The organism is Nonomuraea sp. NPDC050451, assembly GCF_044458585.1.
The window spans coordinates 41,026-56,597 of sequence record NZ_JBITHZ010000048.1 but is presented as its reverse complement, the minus strand read 5'-3'; the positions used below and the strand labels follow the sequence as shown (position 1 = coordinate 56,597).

Annotated in this window: 17 protein-coding genes; 4 read left to right on the top strand and 13 right to left on the bottom strand. The window is 72.6% G+C overall.

Going from position 1 to position 15,572, the window contains the following annotated elements:
• The first annotated feature begins 178 nt into the window (after positions 1-178).
• Both ACIBI9_RS60265 and ACIBI9_RS60260 read left to right on the top strand, forming a co-directional pair.
• Positions 179-1,285, top strand: coding sequence for a MerR family transcriptional regulator (locus ACIBI9_RS60265; protein ID WP_397236908.1), 1,107 nt, complete (start codon positions 179-181; stop codon positions 1,283-1,285).
• Positions 1,282-2,526, top strand: a complete 1,245-nt coding sequence (locus ACIBI9_RS60260) for an MFS transporter (RefSeq protein ID WP_397236906.1) — start codon at positions 1,282-1,284, stop codon at positions 2,524-2,526. Before ACIBI9_RS60265 ends, ACIBI9_RS60260 begins: the two co-directional genes overlap by 4 nt.
• Here ACIBI9_RS60260 and ACIBI9_RS60255 read toward each other — a convergent pair.
• The gene (locus ACIBI9_RS60255) at positions 2,523-3,161 is read right to left on the bottom strand and encodes an NAD(P)-dependent oxidoreductase (RefSeq protein ID WP_397236904.1); all 639 of its coding nucleotides are present in this window, start codon (positions 3,159-3,161) and stop codon (positions 2,523-2,525) included. The genes ACIBI9_RS60260 and ACIBI9_RS60255 overlap by 4 nt on opposite strands.
• Before the next feature lie 240 nt (positions 3,162-3,401).
• A complete protein-coding gene (locus tag ACIBI9_RS60250; protein WP_397236902.1) occupies positions 3,402-3,539 on the bottom strand; it encodes a hypothetical protein in 138 nt (45 codons plus the stop codon).
• 226 nt (positions 3,540-3,765) lie between these two features.
• Between ACIBI9_RS60250 and ACIBI9_RS60245 the strand changes: the two genes are divergently transcribed.
• Both ACIBI9_RS60245 and ACIBI9_RS60240 read left to right on the top strand, forming a co-directional pair.
• The gene (locus ACIBI9_RS60245; protein ID WP_397236900.1) at positions 3,766-4,986 is read left to right on the top strand and encodes a riboflavin synthase; all 1,221 of its coding nucleotides are present in this window, start codon (positions 3,766-3,768) and stop codon (positions 4,984-4,986) included.
• A complete protein-coding gene (locus ACIBI9_RS60240; RefSeq protein WP_397236898.1) occupies positions 4,983-5,831 on the top strand; it encodes a class I SAM-dependent methyltransferase in 849 nt (282 codons plus the stop codon). Before ACIBI9_RS60245 ends, ACIBI9_RS60240 begins: the two co-directional genes overlap by 4 nt.
• Here the strand turns inward: ACIBI9_RS60240 and ACIBI9_RS60235 are convergent.
• From ACIBI9_RS60235 to ACIBI9_RS60185, 11 genes are all read right to left on the bottom strand, one after another.
• Positions 5,745-6,983 (bottom strand): ATP-binding protein, encoded by a 1,239-nt coding sequence (locus ACIBI9_RS60235; RefSeq protein WP_397236896.1) that lies wholly within the window; start codon positions 6,981-6,983, stop codon positions 5,745-5,747. The two genes, ACIBI9_RS60240 and ACIBI9_RS60235, sit on opposite strands and share 87 nt — an antisense overlap.
• Positions 6,980-7,645 (bottom strand): two-component system response regulator CseB, encoded by a 666-nt coding sequence (gene cseB / locus ACIBI9_RS60230; protein WP_397236894.1) that lies wholly within the window; start codon positions 7,643-7,645, stop codon positions 6,980-6,982. The genes ACIBI9_RS60235 and cseB overlap by 4 nt, the downstream gene beginning before the upstream one ends.
• A 15-nt stretch (positions 7,646-7,660) precedes the next feature.
• Positions 7,661-8,836, bottom strand: coding sequence for an ABC transporter permease (locus ACIBI9_RS60225; RefSeq protein ID WP_397236892.1), 1,176 nt, complete (start codon positions 8,834-8,836; stop codon positions 7,661-7,663).
• Positions 8,837-8,838: 2 nt separating this feature from the next.
• Positions 8,839-9,513, bottom strand: coding sequence for an ABC transporter ATP-binding protein (locus ACIBI9_RS60220; RefSeq protein WP_397236890.1), 675 nt, complete (start codon positions 9,511-9,513; stop codon positions 8,839-8,841).
• A complete protein-coding gene (locus ACIBI9_RS60215) occupies positions 9,506-11,203 on the bottom strand; it encodes a peptidoglycan-binding protein (protein ID WP_397236888.1) in 1,698 nt (565 codons plus the stop codon). Before ACIBI9_RS60215 ends, ACIBI9_RS60220 begins: the two co-directional genes overlap by 8 nt.
• Positions 11,203-11,991: a hypothetical protein gene (locus ACIBI9_RS60210; protein ID WP_397236886.1), complete on the bottom strand. Its 789-nt coding sequence runs from the start codon at positions 11,989-11,991 to the stop codon at positions 11,203-11,205. The genes ACIBI9_RS60215 and ACIBI9_RS60210 overlap by 1 nt, the downstream gene beginning before the upstream one ends.
• Positions 11,992-12,114: 123 nt before the next feature.
• A complete protein-coding gene (locus ACIBI9_RS60205; RefSeq protein WP_397236884.1) occupies positions 12,115-12,735 on the bottom strand; it encodes an SRPBCC family protein in 621 nt (206 codons plus the stop codon).
• Positions 12,735-13,079, bottom strand: coding sequence for an ArsR/SmtB family transcription factor (locus ACIBI9_RS60200; protein WP_394498984.1), 345 nt, complete (start codon positions 13,077-13,079; stop codon positions 12,735-12,737). The genes ACIBI9_RS60205 and ACIBI9_RS60200 overlap by 1 nt, the downstream gene beginning before the upstream one ends.
• A gap of 53 nt (positions 13,080-13,132) precedes the next feature.
• The gene (locus ACIBI9_RS60195) at positions 13,133-13,738 is read right to left on the bottom strand and encodes an energy-coupling factor transporter transmembrane component T family protein (RefSeq protein ID WP_397236882.1); all 606 of its coding nucleotides are present in this window, start codon (positions 13,736-13,738) and stop codon (positions 13,133-13,135) included.
• Complete coding sequence (locus ACIBI9_RS60190) at positions 13,735-14,409, bottom strand: energy-coupling factor ABC transporter ATP-binding protein (RefSeq protein WP_397236880.1); 675 nt, start codon at positions 14,407-14,409, stop codon at positions 13,735-13,737. The genes ACIBI9_RS60195 and ACIBI9_RS60190 overlap by 4 nt, the downstream gene beginning before the upstream one ends.
• The gene (locus tag ACIBI9_RS60185) at positions 14,406-15,572 is read right to left on the bottom strand and encodes a thiolase family protein (protein ID WP_397236878.1); all 1,167 of its coding nucleotides are present in this window, start codon (positions 15,570-15,572) and stop codon (positions 14,406-14,408) included. Before ACIBI9_RS60185 ends, ACIBI9_RS60190 begins: the two co-directional genes overlap by 4 nt.

The following is a 15,572-nucleotide window of genomic DNA, read 5'->3' as shown; positions in this document are numbered from 1 at the left end:
CTACGGAAATACAAACGGAACCGTGTTCCGATAACGATAAGGAGCGTGGTTCCGTTTTGCAAACTCGACGTCGGGAACATGCGGAACTGGTTTCCGGATTCTGGTTGTTGACCTTCCCCTTGGGTGAAGCCGCAGCATCGTCGACACCGGCCACGGTGGCCGGGACGAGGAGGGAACGGTGCGGCTGCTGACGATCGGGGCGTTCGCTCGGGCCGCGCGGTTGTCGCCGAAAGCCCTGCGGCTCTACGACCAGCTCGGATTGCTGCGGCCGGCCGCCGTGGACGGCGAGTCCGGATACCGGTTCTACGATCCGGAGCAGCTGGAGCGGGCTCGGTTGATCGCCTGGCTGCGGCGGCTCGGCATGCCGTTGGCGCGCATCCGGAGGGTGTGCGACCTGCCGGCGAGCGCGGCTGCCGAGGAGATCGCCGGCTACTGGGAGCAGGTGCTGGCCGAGACCGCCGCCCGTGGGCAGTTGGCCACGTTCCTCGTCGACTATCTGTCGGGGAGGGGAAGCACCGTGGAAGAGACGGCGACCATGCTGGGGATCCGTTACGCCGCCCGGTCGGAGTTGGGGCTGGTGCGCACGAGCAACGAGGACACCGCGTACGCCGGCCCCCGGTTGCTCGCGGTGGCCGACGGGGCGGGCGGCTGGAGCGGGGACCTGGCGAGCGCGGCGGCCGTGGACGCGCTCAAACCGCTGGAGACCATGGCCGTCCCGGCTGAGGACCTGCTCGGCGCCCTCGCCGACGCCGTCGGTGAAGCCGATCGGACCATCGGGGAGATCGCCGCGTCGACGCCGTCCGGTGAAGCGGTCACCACGCTGACCGCACTGCTGTGGTCCGGTTCCCGGCTGGCGCTGGTGCACATCGGTGACACCCGGGCGTACCTCGTACGTGACGGGGAGCTGTTCCAGATCACCCATGACCACACCTACGTCCAGGCACTGGTCGACGAGGGCAGGCTGACCGCGGAGGAAGCGGCCTCGCATCCGCAACGCGCGCTGCTCGCACGAGCGCTGACCGGTACGGGCGGGGCCCGGCCGGAGCTGTCGCTGCACGCCGCCGCGGCCGGCGACCGGTACCTGCTGTGCTCCGACGGGCTGTCCGCCGTCGTACCGGCCGGATCGCTGCGCGAGGTGCTGACCGGGCCCGGCGCCCCTCAGCAGGTGCTCGACGAGCTGGTGGCGCTGGCGTACGCCGCCGGCGCCCCCGACAACATCGCCTGCGTCGTCGCCGACGTGGTGAGTCTGGAGACACCGGCCGACGCCGACGGGGCCGGCCGGTGATCGCATCTACGGCCCGGTCGCTCGGCGCCTACACCGTCGACCGCCGCCCGCTGGCCATCGCGGCCTACCGGCGATTGTGGGTGTCGTCGGCGGTTTGCGCGGTGGGTGGTTCGTTCAGCGTGGTCGCCGTGCCGGCGCAGCTGTTCACGGTGACCGGCTCCTCGGCGGCCGTCGGCGTGGCGGGGGCGGTGTCGTTCGTCGCGCTGGTCGTGGCGGCGTTGGGGGCCGGCGCGCTCGCCGATGTCATGGACCGGAGAAAAGTGCTGCTGGTGGCCCACTGTGGCCTGGCGTTCACGTACGTGGCCTTCTGGGCGCAGGCCGTGCTGGGCGGACGTCTCGTCCCCGTCCTGATGGTGCTGGTCGCCTGCCAGGGCCTGTCCCTCGGAGCGATCATGACCACGATGGGCGCCGTGGTGCCCCGCCTTGTCCCGGCCGAGCTCCTGCCGGCAGCCAACAGCCTCACCTCTCTGACCCGCTACGCCGGGTCGATCCTCGGGCCGGTACTGGCCGGTGCCCTGATACCGATGGTCGGGCTCGGCATGCTGTACCTCTTCGACGCGGTCGCGCTGCTGGCCGTCGTGTGGTCAGTGGTCAAGCTGCCGCCGCTGCCGCCCCAACCGCACCCGGCCGCGCAGCGCCGGTCGGCGGCCGGTTTCCGGTACTTGGCGGCCAGCCGGCTGCTGGTGGCGGTGCTCCTGGTGGACCTCGCGGCGATGGTCTTCGGCATGCCGACAGCCCTGTTCCCGGAGCTTGCCCAGCACACCTACGGCGGGCCCGCGGGAGGCGGCCTGGAGCTGGGATTGCTCTACGCCGCCTACCCGGCCGGGGTCGTCGCGGCCGGCCTGCTGTCGGGCACGTTCACCCGTGCCCGACGCCACGGCGCACTCATGGCGGCGACCGCCGCGGCGTGGGGCGGCACCGTGATGCTCCTCGGACTGGCCGCGCAGCTGTGGGTCGCCCTGGTGGCGCTCGTCCTCGGCGGTGCGGTCAACTTCGTGCTGAGCACGTTCCGCAATGCCATCACCCAGGCGCACACCCACGACTCCATGCGCGGCCGGATCCAGGGCTCGCTCACCGTCGTCCTCTTCGGCGGGCCGCACATCGCGAACCTGCTGCACGGGGCCGCCACCTCGATCGTCGATCACCGGCTGGTGATCTGCGCCGGAGGGCTGCTGACCATGGTGACCGTGGCCGCGGTCGCATGGGTGCGGCCGGAGCTGCGGAACTACACCCCCGCCTAAGAGGCGACCGAGATGACGTGGCGGATCGACGACGGGTCGTCGATGTGGTTGAGCATGCAGTGGGCCACGTCGGCGCGGGTGGTGCTGAACCCGCCCCTGAGGTTGAGGTCCCGGGCGGTGCGGTAGTTGCCGGGGCGCTCGGCGTCGAGCAGGCGGGAGGGGCGCACGATCGTCCAGTCCAGGTCGGAGGCGCGCAGCAGCTCCTCGGCTCGGGCCAGGTCGGCGTAGGAGTGGCGGAACAGGCGTTGCACGATGAGCGGCTTGAGCACGTACCGGGTGAAAACGCCGTCGCCCGCGTCGGCGACCAGGCCGCTGGCGCTGACCAGCAGCATGCGGCGGGTCTGCGCCTGGGTCATGGCCTGGATGATCGAGGTGGTGCTGGCGCTGTGGACGGTCGTGGGGCCGCGCTCGCGCGTGCCCAGCGCGGACAGCACGGCCCCACAGCCCTTGACCGCCGGGAAGATGGCGTCGGGGTTCATCACGTCGGCCTCGACGACGTCCAGCTGCCCGCGCAGCTCGGCGGGCAGCCGGGAAGCGTCGCGTACGACGGCGGTGACCTCGTGGCCGAGACCGAGGCCCTGGCGCAGGAGCTGCAGGCCGATGCCGCCGGTCGCTCCGAAAACCGCGAGTCTCATCAGTGTCGCCCCTCTCGGTTCGGTTCGTGAGTATTCACTCACCCTACCTCGCGAGGCGGCCGCTCGCGGGGGCGGGTCAGGCGAAGACCGTACCCGCCCCCGTGAACAGGGCGTTGAGCGCCCACATGCCCGCGCGCATGCGCGACTGCAGGTCCATGTAGTCGGCGAAGGCGGGGTCGAGACTGCGTACGGCCTGCCGGGTCGGCGCGGGGATCGGGCTGGTCTGCCCGTCGGCGACGATCAGGTGCCCGTCGCCCGTGGGCCGGGCAGGCCCTGCTCGCGTTCAATGTCGACCAGGCGGGCCGGCGCCGACAGGGCCGCCGGGTAGCCGCGCCGCTCGGGAGCAGTGCGCACCACGGCCGAGGTGCGGCGCTGCATGGACGCCGGGATCGCGCCCGCATCCCTGAGCTAGGGATCTTTGATCTCTGGGGCTGTCGGGTGATAAAAGGTTGATTGGTGCGATTCCAAGGTGCGGCGGTGACAGCCCGCCGGTTCTGCCGGTTCCGGCGGGACGACTCGGTGCGATTCCGGGCCACGCGGTGACACCCCGCCACCTCTCGGGCCTGTCCGGCCCCTGGTTCCTGCTGTCGAGAGGTGGTGTCGCATGTTCACCGGGAACATCCAGGAAATCGGCACGGTGGTGGCCGTCGACGAGGCGCGCATCGCGGTCAGCGCCCCCAGGGCCGCCGCGGGCGCGCCGGGTTCGATCTGCCTGAACGGCGTGGGCCTGACCGTCCTTCGGACCGCGCACGAGACGCAACTGCTGGAAGCCGGGCTTTCGGCGGAGACCCGGCGCAGATCGACCCTGGACGAGATCAGGCCGGGCACGCGGGTCAACGTGGAGACTCCGTTGGCGCTGGGCGACCCGCTCGCCGGTCACCTGGTCCAGGGCAACGTGGACGCCGTGGGCAAGATCGTACGGATCGACGACGAGCGGGCCGCCCGGCGTGTGTGGATCAAGCCGCCCGAGCGCTTCCTGCCGCTGATCGTCGCGAAGGGGCAGATCGCGGTCGACGGCGTCAGCCTGACCGTCGCCGAGGTGGCCCGGGACCGGTTCTCAGTGGCGCTGATCCCGCTGACGCTGGAGGCCACCACGCTGTCGGAGCTGTCCGTCGGCGATCGGGTGAACCTGGAACCCGACCTGGTCGTCCGTCTGGTACGGCGCCGCCTGCCCGACCTGGCGCGGTCGGTGACCGAGGTGGTCGCGGCTCTTCCATGGGCCGGACGGCTCTCGGGCGGTCGCGGTGTGCAGCAGGCGCTCACGCAGCTCGCCGCCGGAGGAGCCGTGGTGATCTGGGACCCCGAGCGGGAGGGCGAAGGTGACGTGGTGTTCGCCGGGGCCCGGTTGCGCCCGGAGGCGTTCACGTTCCTGCTCACCCAGGTGTGCGGCCATCCGACCGTGCCCTGCGCGCCCGAGGTCCTCGACCGGCTGGAGATCGGCCCCGTACCCGGCCCCGGCGACCGGCACGGCACCCGCCCGCACATCCCCGTGGACCTCACCTCCGGGACGGGCACCGGGGTGTCGGCCGCCGAACGCGCCGCGACCGTGCGCCGCCTGGCCCACCCGGAGGCCAGGCCGGCCGACTTCCTGCGGCCGGGACACGTCTTCCCGCTCGCCGCCCGCCCCGGAGGGCTCCCCGAACGCGCCGGACACACCGAGGCCACCGTGGCCATGTGCGTGGCGGCCGGGCTGCCGCCCGTCGGGGTGTGCTGCGAGGTCATGAACCCCGACGGCACCATGGCCGACGCCGCCGACCTGGAGATCGCCGCCCTGCGCTGGGGCCTGCCCCTGCTGGACGTGGCCGACCTCAGGAAGCACCTGTGACCGCCAATCCGTACGAGACGATCGGGCTCGGATACTCCCGTCACCGCCGCCCCGACCCCCGGATCGCCGGCCTGATCGACCAGGCCCTGGGATCCGCCCGGACGGTGATCAACGTGGGCGCCGGAACCGGCTCCTACGAACCGCGCGACCGGCAGGTCACCGCCGTGGAGCCGTCCACGGTGATGATCGGGCAGCGTCCCCCCGGTTCCGCGGCGGTCGTCCAGGGGTGTGCCGAGTCCCTGCCCTTCCCCGATCAGTCGTTCGACGCCGCGATGGCGATCCTCACCGTCCACCACTGGACCGACCCGGCCGAGGGACTCGCCGAGCTGCGCCGGGTGTCCGCCCGGCACGTCGTCCTCACCTGGGACCCCGCCGTCACGGCGCGATTCTGGCTGGTCGCGGAGTACCTCCCGGAGATCGCCGAAGCCGACGCCCGGCTCGCCGCGCTCGACGTCGTCGAGGCCCACCTTCGGCGTGGCGGCATGCCGGTGACCGTCGTCCCGGTCCCGGTGCCGGCCGACTGCGCCGACGGGTTCCTGGGCGCGTACTGGCGACGCCCGCACCGCTACCTCGATCCGCAGGTCCGCGCCGCCGTCTCCGCGCTGGCGATCCTCGACCAGGAGCGGGTCGGGCGGGCGGTGCGGCGCCTGGCCGCCGACCTCGCCACCGGGCGCTGGCACGAACGCCACCGGGCTCTCCTCGACGCCGACACCCTGGACCTCGGCTACCGCCTGGTGGTCCGCCCCGGCCGCCACCGGTCAGAGGAGGTGGAGGGTGGCGACGGCGCCTCCGTCGGGGGCGTTGGCCAGGGTCAGGTCGGCGCCAATGACATGAGCCTGCCCTAGCGCGATCGTCAGCCCGAGGCCGTGGCCGCGGCCGCGTTCGGCGGCGCCGGTGCGGAAGCGGCTCGGGCCGTCGGCGAGGAGCTCGGGAGGGAAGCCGGGTCCCCGGTCGCGGACCTCGATCAGGTGGTCCCGGACCGTGATCTCCACCGGGGGCGCGCCGTGGCGGTGGGCGTTGAGTACGAGGTTGGCGAGGATCCGGTCCAGGCGGCGCGGGTCGGTCTCGGCCACCGGATCCCCCGAGGCCAGCACCCGGGCCTCGACCCCCACCCGAGCCGCGGACTCCTGGGCCAGCTCGGCCAGCGGCACCCGTACGCGCTCGGCGACCTCGGCGCCCGCGTCCAGCCTGGAGACCTCCAGCAGGTCCTCCACCAGCGAGCGCAGGACCCGGACCCGGTCGCGTACAAGATCGGTGGCCTGGCTCTCCTCCAGCAGTTCGACCGCGGCGACCAGGCCCATCAGCGGGGTACGCAGGTCATGGGCGACATCGGCGGTGAAGCGCTGCTCGGCCTGCAGCCGGTGCTGCAGGCTCGCCGCCATGGAGTTCACGGCGGCGGAGATGCCGGCGATCTCGTCCCGCCCGCCCCACCGTGCCGAGCCGCGGCGGACGCGGGCGTCCAGGTCGCCGTCCGCGATCCTGCGGGCGGTGGCGGCGACCCGGCGCAGGCGCCGGTTGGCCAGCTCGGCCAGGCCCATCGAGACCGGCAGCACTACCGCGAGCGCGGTCAGCGCGGCCCGGACCATGGCCCGGTCGAGGGCACCCAGCCCTCGCATGTCCGAGGTCATGTCGATCTTCGGGGCGGCCACGAGCCCGTCGCCCACCGGCTGTGCCGCCCACATCCACAGCTCTTCGGACTCCAGGTCGTCGTACCAGGTGGCGGGCGACTCGACGGCCAGCCGCTCGCGCAGGGGGGCGGGGAGCCGGTTCACACTCATGATCGATTCGGTGTACGGGACAAGTCCCTCCTCGGGAGGGGCGTTCACGCGGTGCTGCTCGGCGACCACCGCGGCCGACTCCAGCGCCCGCTCCTCACCCAGCCGCATCGTGCGCTCAAGAGTCGTGCGGTGGACCAGGATCCCGACCACGGTCACGATCGCGCAGCAGGCCAGCGTGATCAGTGCCGCCAGCTTCCACCGCAGCGAGCCCAGCATCATGACCTGCGCAGCTTGTAGCCGAACCCGCGCACCGTCTCGATCCGGTCCGTGCCGATCTTCCTGCGCAGCCGCTGCACGCAGAGGTCGACGACGCGGCTGTCGCCGTCCCAGCCGTAGTCCCACACGTTGCGCAGCAGCGTGGCGCGCTCCAGCACGATCCCCGGATTGGCGGCGAACTCCAGCAGCAGGCGCAGCTCGGTCGGCGCCAGCTCGACCAGCCGCCCGCCGAGCCGTACCTCCAGCGCGGCCGGGTCCACCGTCAGCTCGCCGAACGTCAGCAGGCCCGAGGAAGGGGCAGAAGCGGTGGTACGGCGCAGCAGCGACCTGATCCGGGCCACCAGCACCGGGATGTCGACCGGTTTGACCACATAGTCGTCGGCACCGGCCTCCAGGCCCGACACCACGTCCAGCGAGTCGCCGCGCGCCGACATCATCAGGATCGGCACCTGGCTGGACTCCCTGACCCTGCGGCACAGGCCGATGCCGTCCAGGCCGGGCAGCATCACATCCAGCAGCAGGAGGTCGTGACCGCCTGCCTGGGCCGCCTCCAGGCCGCTCAGCCCGTCGGCGACGGTGGTCATCCGGTAGCCGTAGCGTTCCAGGGCCAGGCCGAGCGATTCACGGATCACCGCGTCATCTTCGACGAGCAGCAGGGATGTCATGAAAGGGCACCATATCTACCGAAGTGCGTTGACCGGTTCCATGCGAGCGGCACGCAGGGCCGGGTAGAGGCCCGCGAGCAGCCCGACGACGGCACCGGCCACAGGGGCCATGAGGGCCAGCCGTACGTCCATGACCGGCGTCCACTGCTTGACGGCGCAGACCGCGACGATCACGACGATCCCTCCGGAAGCGCCGATGATGCCGCCGGTCAGCCCGGTGAGGGTCGACTCCAGCAGGAACTGTGCGGCGATGTGGCGGCGGGCGGCGCCGAGGGCGCGGCGCAGGCCGATCTCGGCGATGCGCTCCATCACGGTCACCAGCGTGACGTTGGCGATGCCGACCGCGCCGACGACCAGGGAGACCAGCCCGAGGACCAGGAAGAGGGCGTTGACGTCGCCTTCCACCGCATCGCGCGCCCTGGTGGGGCTGGGCGGCGAGCTGACCTGGAGCAGGGCCTCGTTGCCGGGGCTGAGCGCGGCCGGCGCCTGCTTCGCGATCAGCTCCGCGGCGCCGAGGCCGGTGTTGATCAGGACCCGGGTCACGATGCTCAGGCCGTAACGCTTGCCGGCGGCCGGTGGCAACATGACCGCGCTCGCGAGGCTCTTCTCGCGTCGCAGGTCGCCGAGCACGCCGATGACGGTGTACGCCTGCGTGCCGATGAAGACGGCCGGGGCCCGTGTCAGCCGGGTGATGCCCAGCAGCTTGGCCGCGTGCCGGCCCAGCACGACGACCTTGTCCCCGCGGGCGATGTGCCCGGCGTCGAAGTAGCGGCCCTCGATCATCCTGCCCTTGACCGCGGCGGGCAGGCCGGGGCTGCTGGAGACCACGGTGAGCGTCTGGTCGGTGACCCGGGTCGGGTCCACGATGTCGTTGGAGCGGACGCTGAGGTTGGCGCTCTGCTTGGACTCGGCGAGCGCGGCGGCGGAGACCACCCCGCGCAGCCGGGTCACCCGGCTGATGTCGGCCCAATCGACCAGGGGGAACGGGCTCTCCGGGACGTCGACCGTGACGGAGGTGGCGGTGAGCTCGTCGAAGCGGCCGACGATCTGGTTTCCCGCCGTAGCGGCGACGCCCAGGGTGACCACGAGCGTGGTGATGCCCAGCACGGTGCCCAGCGTGGTCAGCGCCGAGCGCACCGGGCGGGCCAGCAGCCCGGCCACGGCCTCGTTCAGCAGGTCGCGAGGGTGCACGTCTACTCCTCCGTGAGGACGCCGTCGGTGATGCGCACCCGGCGCGCGGCCCGGTCGCTCACGTCGCTCTCGTGAGTGATGACCACGATGGTCATCCCCTGGGCGCGCAGGTCGTCGAACAGGTCGAGCACGGCGTCGGTGTTCTTGCTGTCGAGGTTGCCGGTGGGTTCGTCGCACAGCAGGAGCGACGGTCCGCCCATGAGGGCGCGGGCGATGGCGGCGCGCTGCCGCTCGCCGCCGGACAGCCTGCCGGGCAGGAAGTCCACCCGGTGCGACAGCCGTACCCGCTCCAGGGCCCGCATCGCGCGTTGCCGCCGCCCCGCGCGCGGTGCCGCGCCGTAGACCTCGGCCAGCATGACGTTCTCCAGCACGCTGCGGTGCGGCAGCAGGTGGAAGGACTGGAAGACGAAGCCGATCCGGCTGCCGCGGATGGTGGTCCGCGCACCGTCCTTCAGGGTGGTGGTCTCGATGCCGTCGAGCCGGTAGCTGCCGCTGGTGGGCCGGTCAAGCAGCCCGAGGGTGTTGAGCAGGGTGGACTTCCCGGACCCCGAAGGGCCAACTATGGCGACATAGTCCGATTTTTCTACTCTTAGGTGGACGGCGGAGAGCGCTCTGACGGGAGGATCGGCAGGGAACTCCTTGGTCAGGCCGTCGAGCACGATGACCGGCTCAGGCACTGTTGACCACCACCAGGTCGCCCGGCTCCAGGTCGCCGGTCACCTCCACGGCTCCGTCGGCGGACAGGCCGGTGCGTACCTCGACCTCCTCGGTCCGGTCGGGCGCGATCTCCACCTGCACCCGGGCCCGGCCGTCCGTGGCGGTGACGACCGCCGCGGCGGGGACCACGAGCACTTCCCGGTCGGTGGCGCCGATGGTGACGCGAACCGTGACGGGCGCGCCGGCGAGCTTCCTGAGGCTCTTCATCGACGTGGGGGTGATCGTCACCGGCACGGCGCCCTTCGCGTCGCGTCCGCCGAGGGAGGTCACCGTGCCGGCGACGGTCTTGCCGGCCTCGGTTTCGATGCTCGCGTTCAGCCCGGGTTTCACCCGTTCGGCCTCGGCCACGTCCACCGAGCCCGAGACCACGAAGGACGAGCTGGTCACCGTGGCGATCGACTTGTCCACCGGCTCTCCCGCCTTGACGGTCGGCTTGTGCAGGCGGGCGGGCAGCCTGGGCAGGAAGACGACCTCTCCCGGCGGGACGGTGATGCCGTAGGTGCGGGAGAACTCGGCCAGCAGCGCCCGTGCCGCGGCCAGGTCACGCTGGGCGTTGGCCACCTTCAGCTTGACGGGCGAGAGCTGCCTGGCCTGCCTGAGCGCCTGCTCGGCGGTGGCGACGGCCTCGCGCGCCAGCCGGACGTTCTTCCCCAGCTCGGTCAGGCGCGCGGCCCGCGTGGTCCCGGCCTCCTTCAGCACGCGCTCCAGCGCCGACCTGGCGGCGGCCAGCTCCGCTGTGGCGTTGGCGACCCGGAGCTCGAGCAGGCGGGTGTCGCCGGGCGGCCCGGCCGTGGCGGCCCCAGTGGGGCTGGACGCGGGGGTGGGCGTCGCCGTGGCCTGGGCGAGCTCCTGCCGGGCCGCCAGCAGCTTCTCCTCAGCCGCCCGTACGGCGCTCTCGGCGGCCTCGATCTTGGCCTCGTCCTCGGTGGTGCGGTCCTGTGCCCGCGCGCTCTTGAGCGCCTGTTCGGCCTCCTTGAGATCCTGCCGGGCGTTGGCGAGCTTGGCCTTCAGCGGGAGCACGTCCTTGCCCTGGTCGAGGGCCACACGCTCGGTCGCGAGCACTTCCTGCGCGGTCCGTACGGCCCGGCGCAGGTCGTCGCGCTTCTGCCGGAGCTCCAAGGTGGGTTGCTGCGCCTCATAGCCCTTCTTGGCGTAGAAGCGCGACACCGCGGCGATGGTGGCCTGGTCGAACACGCCGGTCGCGGGGGCGCGGTAACCAAGCCTGCGCAGCGCCTTCTGCAACTGCTCGACATCGGCCCCCTTGGCGCCGGAGACGATGCTGCGGTGCATCGGCACCGTGCCGAAGAAGACGAACACCGGGCGCCCGTTCACCTCCATGATCACCGCGCCCTCGGCCAGGGTGCCCCGCCGGGGAGCGCGGGTGGCGCGCTGGGTGGTCTCGCTGCCGCCCACCACCCCGGCCAGCGACACCGGATAGGGCGAGCCGTACTCCAATGTCCCGCTGACCACGACGGTGGCGACCAGCTTGCGCCGTTCGACCGCGACGGTGACCAGCGACGGTTCGGGTGGCCTGCGCGCCGCCGCCTCGTCGGCCGGGGAGCGCAGCAGGGCGGCCACTCCCCAGCCGGTCCCCGCGACCGCCAGGACCACGGCCAGCACGAGCAGCAGCTTTCCGCGAGGGGTGCGCATCACCGCTCTTGGAACCCGTACTTCACCCTGGCCTCGTTGGTGAGCCGCTTCTGCAGGGGGATGAAGGCGGCGTAGAAGTCCTTGCCGCACTCCAGGTCGACCAGCGCCGACTTGATCTCCTTGGCGAGGTACGGCCTGGCCGCCTCCGCCGTGACGGTGCCCGCCTTGCCGAGCTGGTCGGCCTGCTCGCTCCACAGCACCACGCCGCGGCCGCTCAGCGCGACCGGCTTCTCGGAGGTCACCCGCTCGCCCTTGGACTTCAGGCACTCGGCGAACGGCGCGGCGAGCTCCAGCAGCTTGGGGTCGCCGTCGAGCGTCTTGTCGATGTTCTCGATCTCCGTGGCCATCTGGTCCTGATAGTCGGCGACCGAGGTGGCTTTGAGGCCGTTCACCTGGCGGAGGGCGGTGACCCGGCACTCGTTCAGGGTCTTGAGGTAGGCGTCCCGCCTGGCGCCGGAGAGGCCGTCGATCGTCGCCTGGTTGGGGTCCGGGGCCTGCGTTTCCGGCGGCTTCGGATAGACGACGGCGGAGAAGACGCCGAAGCCGTTCTTGCCGCGCTCGGCCTTCATCGCCGCGTAGTCAGCGGGGTTCGCCTCGGACTTCCTGGGCGGGCTGACCGAGGGGGTGTAGGCGAAACCCTTCTGCTTCATACAGGTGGCGATGACGGTCTCGCGCTCGCGGGCCTTGTCCACCGTGGCACCGCCGCCGCCGTCGGCCGCGGGGGCCGGGTCTCCCCCGCAGCCGGTCAGCACCGCCAGACCGAGCAGGCCGCACATCAGCACACGCATCGAGGACTCCTTCTCGGTGACTCGCGCCGCCCTTCACGACGCCGTGGCCACTTTGGAGCCCTCTTCCGGCCGATCTGTATTGACCGGGTATCCGCGCGTGCTCAGCTGTGTATCCGCCGCGTATCAACGCTCCTGTTCGGGGGCGTAGAAGGCGGTGGTGGCGGCGACGGAGGCCGCGACCTGGTCGGGCCGGCCGCCCGCGGCCAGGTGGGCCTCGCCCCAGGCCCGGCTGCTCCCGGTGATGTAGCGCCGTCCCTCGCTGGTCTCGTGGAAGGTGGCCTCGTCGACCCCTGTGTCGCCACCGGTCGCCAGGTGCAGGGCCAGGCCCAGCAGCGCCAGGTCCCAGCCCACGCCGGTCGCGCCCGGCCCGAACTGTCCCCAGAACTCGGGCGGCACCTCGGCGCTGTGGCGCAGCTCGAAGAGGGTGCCGCCGTCCTGGGCGGACAGGTGTACCTCCACCTCGGAGAAGCCGGGGTTCTCGCCGAAGAGCCAGCTGACCTTCAGCAGGTTGGGCGGCTCGCAGCGCAGGATCTCCCCGCCCGCGTTGCCCTGGAGCTGGTACGTCCCCCCGACCCGGAGGTCCCCGCTCACGGGCAGGAACCAGCGGGACAGGCGCGAGGCGTCGGTGCAGGCGTCCCAGACGTCCTCGACCTCGGCGTCGTAGTGGCGTCGCAGCACCACGGTCTTGACGTCGCCGTCCTTCAGCTCACGCTGGGCCTTGAGCAGCTCGTCCACGATATCCATCAGGTGTCCTTTTCGTTCATGCGGCGCTCGCGCTTGCCGCGGGCCAGCTCCGTCGCCAGCGCGTCCAGTCGTTGGGTCCAGAAGCCGCGAAATCGCTCCAGCCAGAGGTCGACCTCCTGCAGCGGCCCCGGCTCGACGGCGTAGAGCCGCCGGGTGCCCTGGGCTCGTACGCTGGCGAAGCCGTGGTCGCGCAGCACCCGCAGGTGCTGGGAGACGGCCGGTTGGGAGATGCCGAACTCGCGCTGGATGACGCCGGTGAGCTCTCCCGAGCTCTGCTCGCCGGCGGCGAGCAGCTCCAGGATCCGCCGCCGGACCGGATCGCCGAGGACGTCGAATGCGTGCACGACCCGATTGTTTCAGGGTGCGCTTATATAAGTCAAACCTGGGATAAGCGCGATCAGTCGTCCAGGCCGCGGGCGCTGAGGGCCTCGCCGAGGGCGTCGGCGTGGCGGAGGGAGCCGACCACCAGCGGCACGGCGAAGGCGCGGAAGCTGCGTTCGACGCCCCTGGCCCGCTGGGCCTCCCGGACGCGGGTGGCCAGCGCGGCCACCACGGGCACGCTGCGTACCGTCAGCGACAGCAGCAACGACAGCCGGAACGGGTCCAGCCCCACGAACCTGGCCGGCGACAGGCAGCGCTCCAGCGCCGACATCATGGCCGAGGTGCGGGTGGTGAGCGTGACCAGCCCGGCCAGCGCGACCGCGAGCACCACGCGCAGCGTCGTGGACACCGCCCCCGGCAGGTCCACGAGCACCCACTGCATCCCGAACAGCCCCACCGCGAACCACCGCACCGGCCTGACCTGCGCCCACGCCGCCGCCCCGCCGACCCCGGACAGCGCGTAGAGACCGGCCGCCACGACCGCCGCGCCGGCCAGCGCCAACGGCGAGCTCAGCAGCACCAAGCCCGTGCACGCCAGCGCCAGCCCGGCCAGCTTGGCCCCGGCCGGGAGCCGGTGCAGCGGCGAGGAGCCGGGGACGAAGGCGCCGGTGAGGCCGTTCACGACATGATCTTCCGGTAGTGGGCGACGGCCTCGTCCGGGGTGCCGTCGGCGACGACGCGGCCCTCGTCGAGCACCAGCACGCGGTCGAAGTCGGCCAGCAGCGGCAGGTCGTGGCTGACCACCAGCACCTGTTGCGGCAGCTCGCGCAGCAGGTCGGCGACCTGGCGGGAGTGGCGCAGGTCCAGCAGTGTGGTCGGCTCGTCCATGACGAGGATGTCCGGTTCGAGCACCATGACCGAGCACAGGGCGAGCAGCTGCTTCTGTCCTCCCGACAGGTGGTGCGCGGGGTGGTCGGCGTGCCCGGCCAGGCCGTACCGGCTGAGCACGTCGTGCACGCGCCGCTCGACCTCCTCGCGCGCCAGGCCCTTGCGGCGCAGGGAGAAGCCCACGTCCTCGGCCACCGTGGGCATCACGATCTGCGCGTCCGGGTCGGTGAACAGGAACCCGACGCCCCGCCTGATCTTGGCGGCCTGGCGGCGGGTGTCGAGGCCGAGCACGGTGACGCTGCCCGAGGTCGGCAGGGCCAGGCCGTTGATCAGGCGGGCGAAGGTGCTCTTGCCCGAGCCGTTGGCGCCGACCACGCCGATCCGCCGCTCGGGCAGGGCGGCGGTGACGCCGTTGAGGACGTCGCGGGCGCCGAGGCGTACGTGCACGTCGGCGAACTCGATCACGCCCGCGCTCCGTCCCGGCCTGGGCCGACCACTTCGAAAAGGGCTGCCACGCCGAGCCCGCCGCCCACCGCGGCCGCCGCCAGGCCCAGCGTCCCCGGCGGGGCGCCCCCGCGCACGAGGCGGCTGAACAGCCGGGTCACCACGACCGCGCCGGTCGCCCCCCACGGATGCCCCAGGGCCAGCGCACCGCCGTCGGCGCACACCCGATCGTCGTCCAGGGCGTCGATCCCGAGCGCGTCGGTGACGGCCAGCACCTGCGCCGCGAACGCCTCCACGATCTCCACCGCCGCGACCCGTTCCAACTCCACCCCCGCACGCGCCAGCACCCGCCGCACCGCCGGCACCGGGCCCCATCCGGGCAGCTCAGGGTCGCACCCGACGACGGACCCGGCCACCAGCCGCATCCCCGGCAGTCCCGCGCGCAGCCGCTCGGGCACGATGGCCACGGCCGCGGCGCCGTCGCTGACCGGGGAGGAATTACCGGCCGTCACTGTACCGTCCGCCACGAACGCCGCGGGCAGCCGGGCCAGCGACGCCGCCCGCAGCGGCCGGGGCCGCTGGTCGTCGCAGCGCCCGCCGATCGGGACGATCTCCTCCTTGAACCGGCCCGCCTCGCGGGCGGCCAGCGCCCTGGCATGGCTGCGGCAGGCGTAGGCGTCCTGGCGCGCCCGGCTGACGCCACGCGCCGCCGCCAGCGCCTCGGCGGCCGGCCCCATGTCGGGGTCGGGCCGGCCGTGCGGGGCGAAGGGCGCCCTGGGGTACGGCTCCGTCGCGCCCCGATGCGTACGCAGCGGCGCGGTCGAGGCGCTCTCCGCCCCTCCCGCGATCACCAGGTCCATCTCCCCCGCCCGCACGGCCTGACCGGCCACCAGGATCGCGGCCAGCCCGCTGCCGCACTGCCGGTCCACCGTCAGGCCGGGCACCTCGTGCCCCAGGCCCGCAGCCAGGGCCGACACCCTGGCCACGTTCCCGCCGGGCCCCATGCAGTTGCCCAGCACCACGTCGTCCACCCGCCGCCCGGCCAGCTCGCGCGCCACGGCGGCGATCACGGGCGCGGCCAGCCGATCGACCGTCAGGTCCTTGAACGCGTGCCCGGCGGTCCCGATGGGGGTGCGCCGGGCGGCCACGACGACGGGCTGGTGGCGCAGGTCGGAGTCGCGCAT

Excerpts from the sequence above, each read along its gene's own strand:
- ACIBI9_RS60255 (WP_397236904.1), bottom strand. The coding sequence starts at position 3,161 with ATGAGACTCGCGGTTTTCGGAGCGACCGGCGGCATCGGCCTGCAGCTC.
- ACIBI9_RS60210 (WP_397236886.1), bottom strand. The coding sequence starts at position 11,991 with ATGCGTGTGCTGATGTGCGGCCTGCTCGGTCTGGCGGTGCTGACCGGC.
- ACIBI9_RS60235 (WP_397236896.1), bottom strand. The coding sequence starts at position 6,983 with ATGATGCTGGGCTCGCTGCGGTGGAAGCTGGCGGCACTGATCACGCTG.
- ACIBI9_RS60245 (WP_397236900.1), top strand. The coding sequence starts at position 3,766 with ATGTTCACCGGGAACATCCAGGAAATCGGCACGGTGGTGGCCGTCGAC.
- ACIBI9_RS60215 (WP_397236888.1), bottom strand. The coding sequence starts at position 11,203 with ATGCGCACCCCTCGCGGAAAGCTGCTGCTCGTGCTGGCCGTGGTCCTG.
- cseB (WP_397236894.1), bottom strand. The coding sequence starts at position 7,645 with ATGACATCCCTGCTGCTCGTCGAAGATGACGCGGTGATCCGTGAATCG.
- ACIBI9_RS60205 (WP_397236884.1), bottom strand. The coding sequence starts at position 12,735 with ATGGATATCGTGGACGAGCTGCTCAAGGCCCAGCGTGAGCTGAAGGAC.
- ACIBI9_RS60185 (WP_397236878.1), bottom strand. The coding sequence starts at position 15,572 with ATGCGCGACTCCGACCTGCGCCACCAGCCCGTCGTCGTGGCCGCCCGG.
- ACIBI9_RS60250 (WP_397236902.1), bottom strand. The coding sequence starts at position 3,539 with ATGCAGCGCCGCACCTCGGCCGTGGTGCGCACTGCTCCCGAGCGGCGC.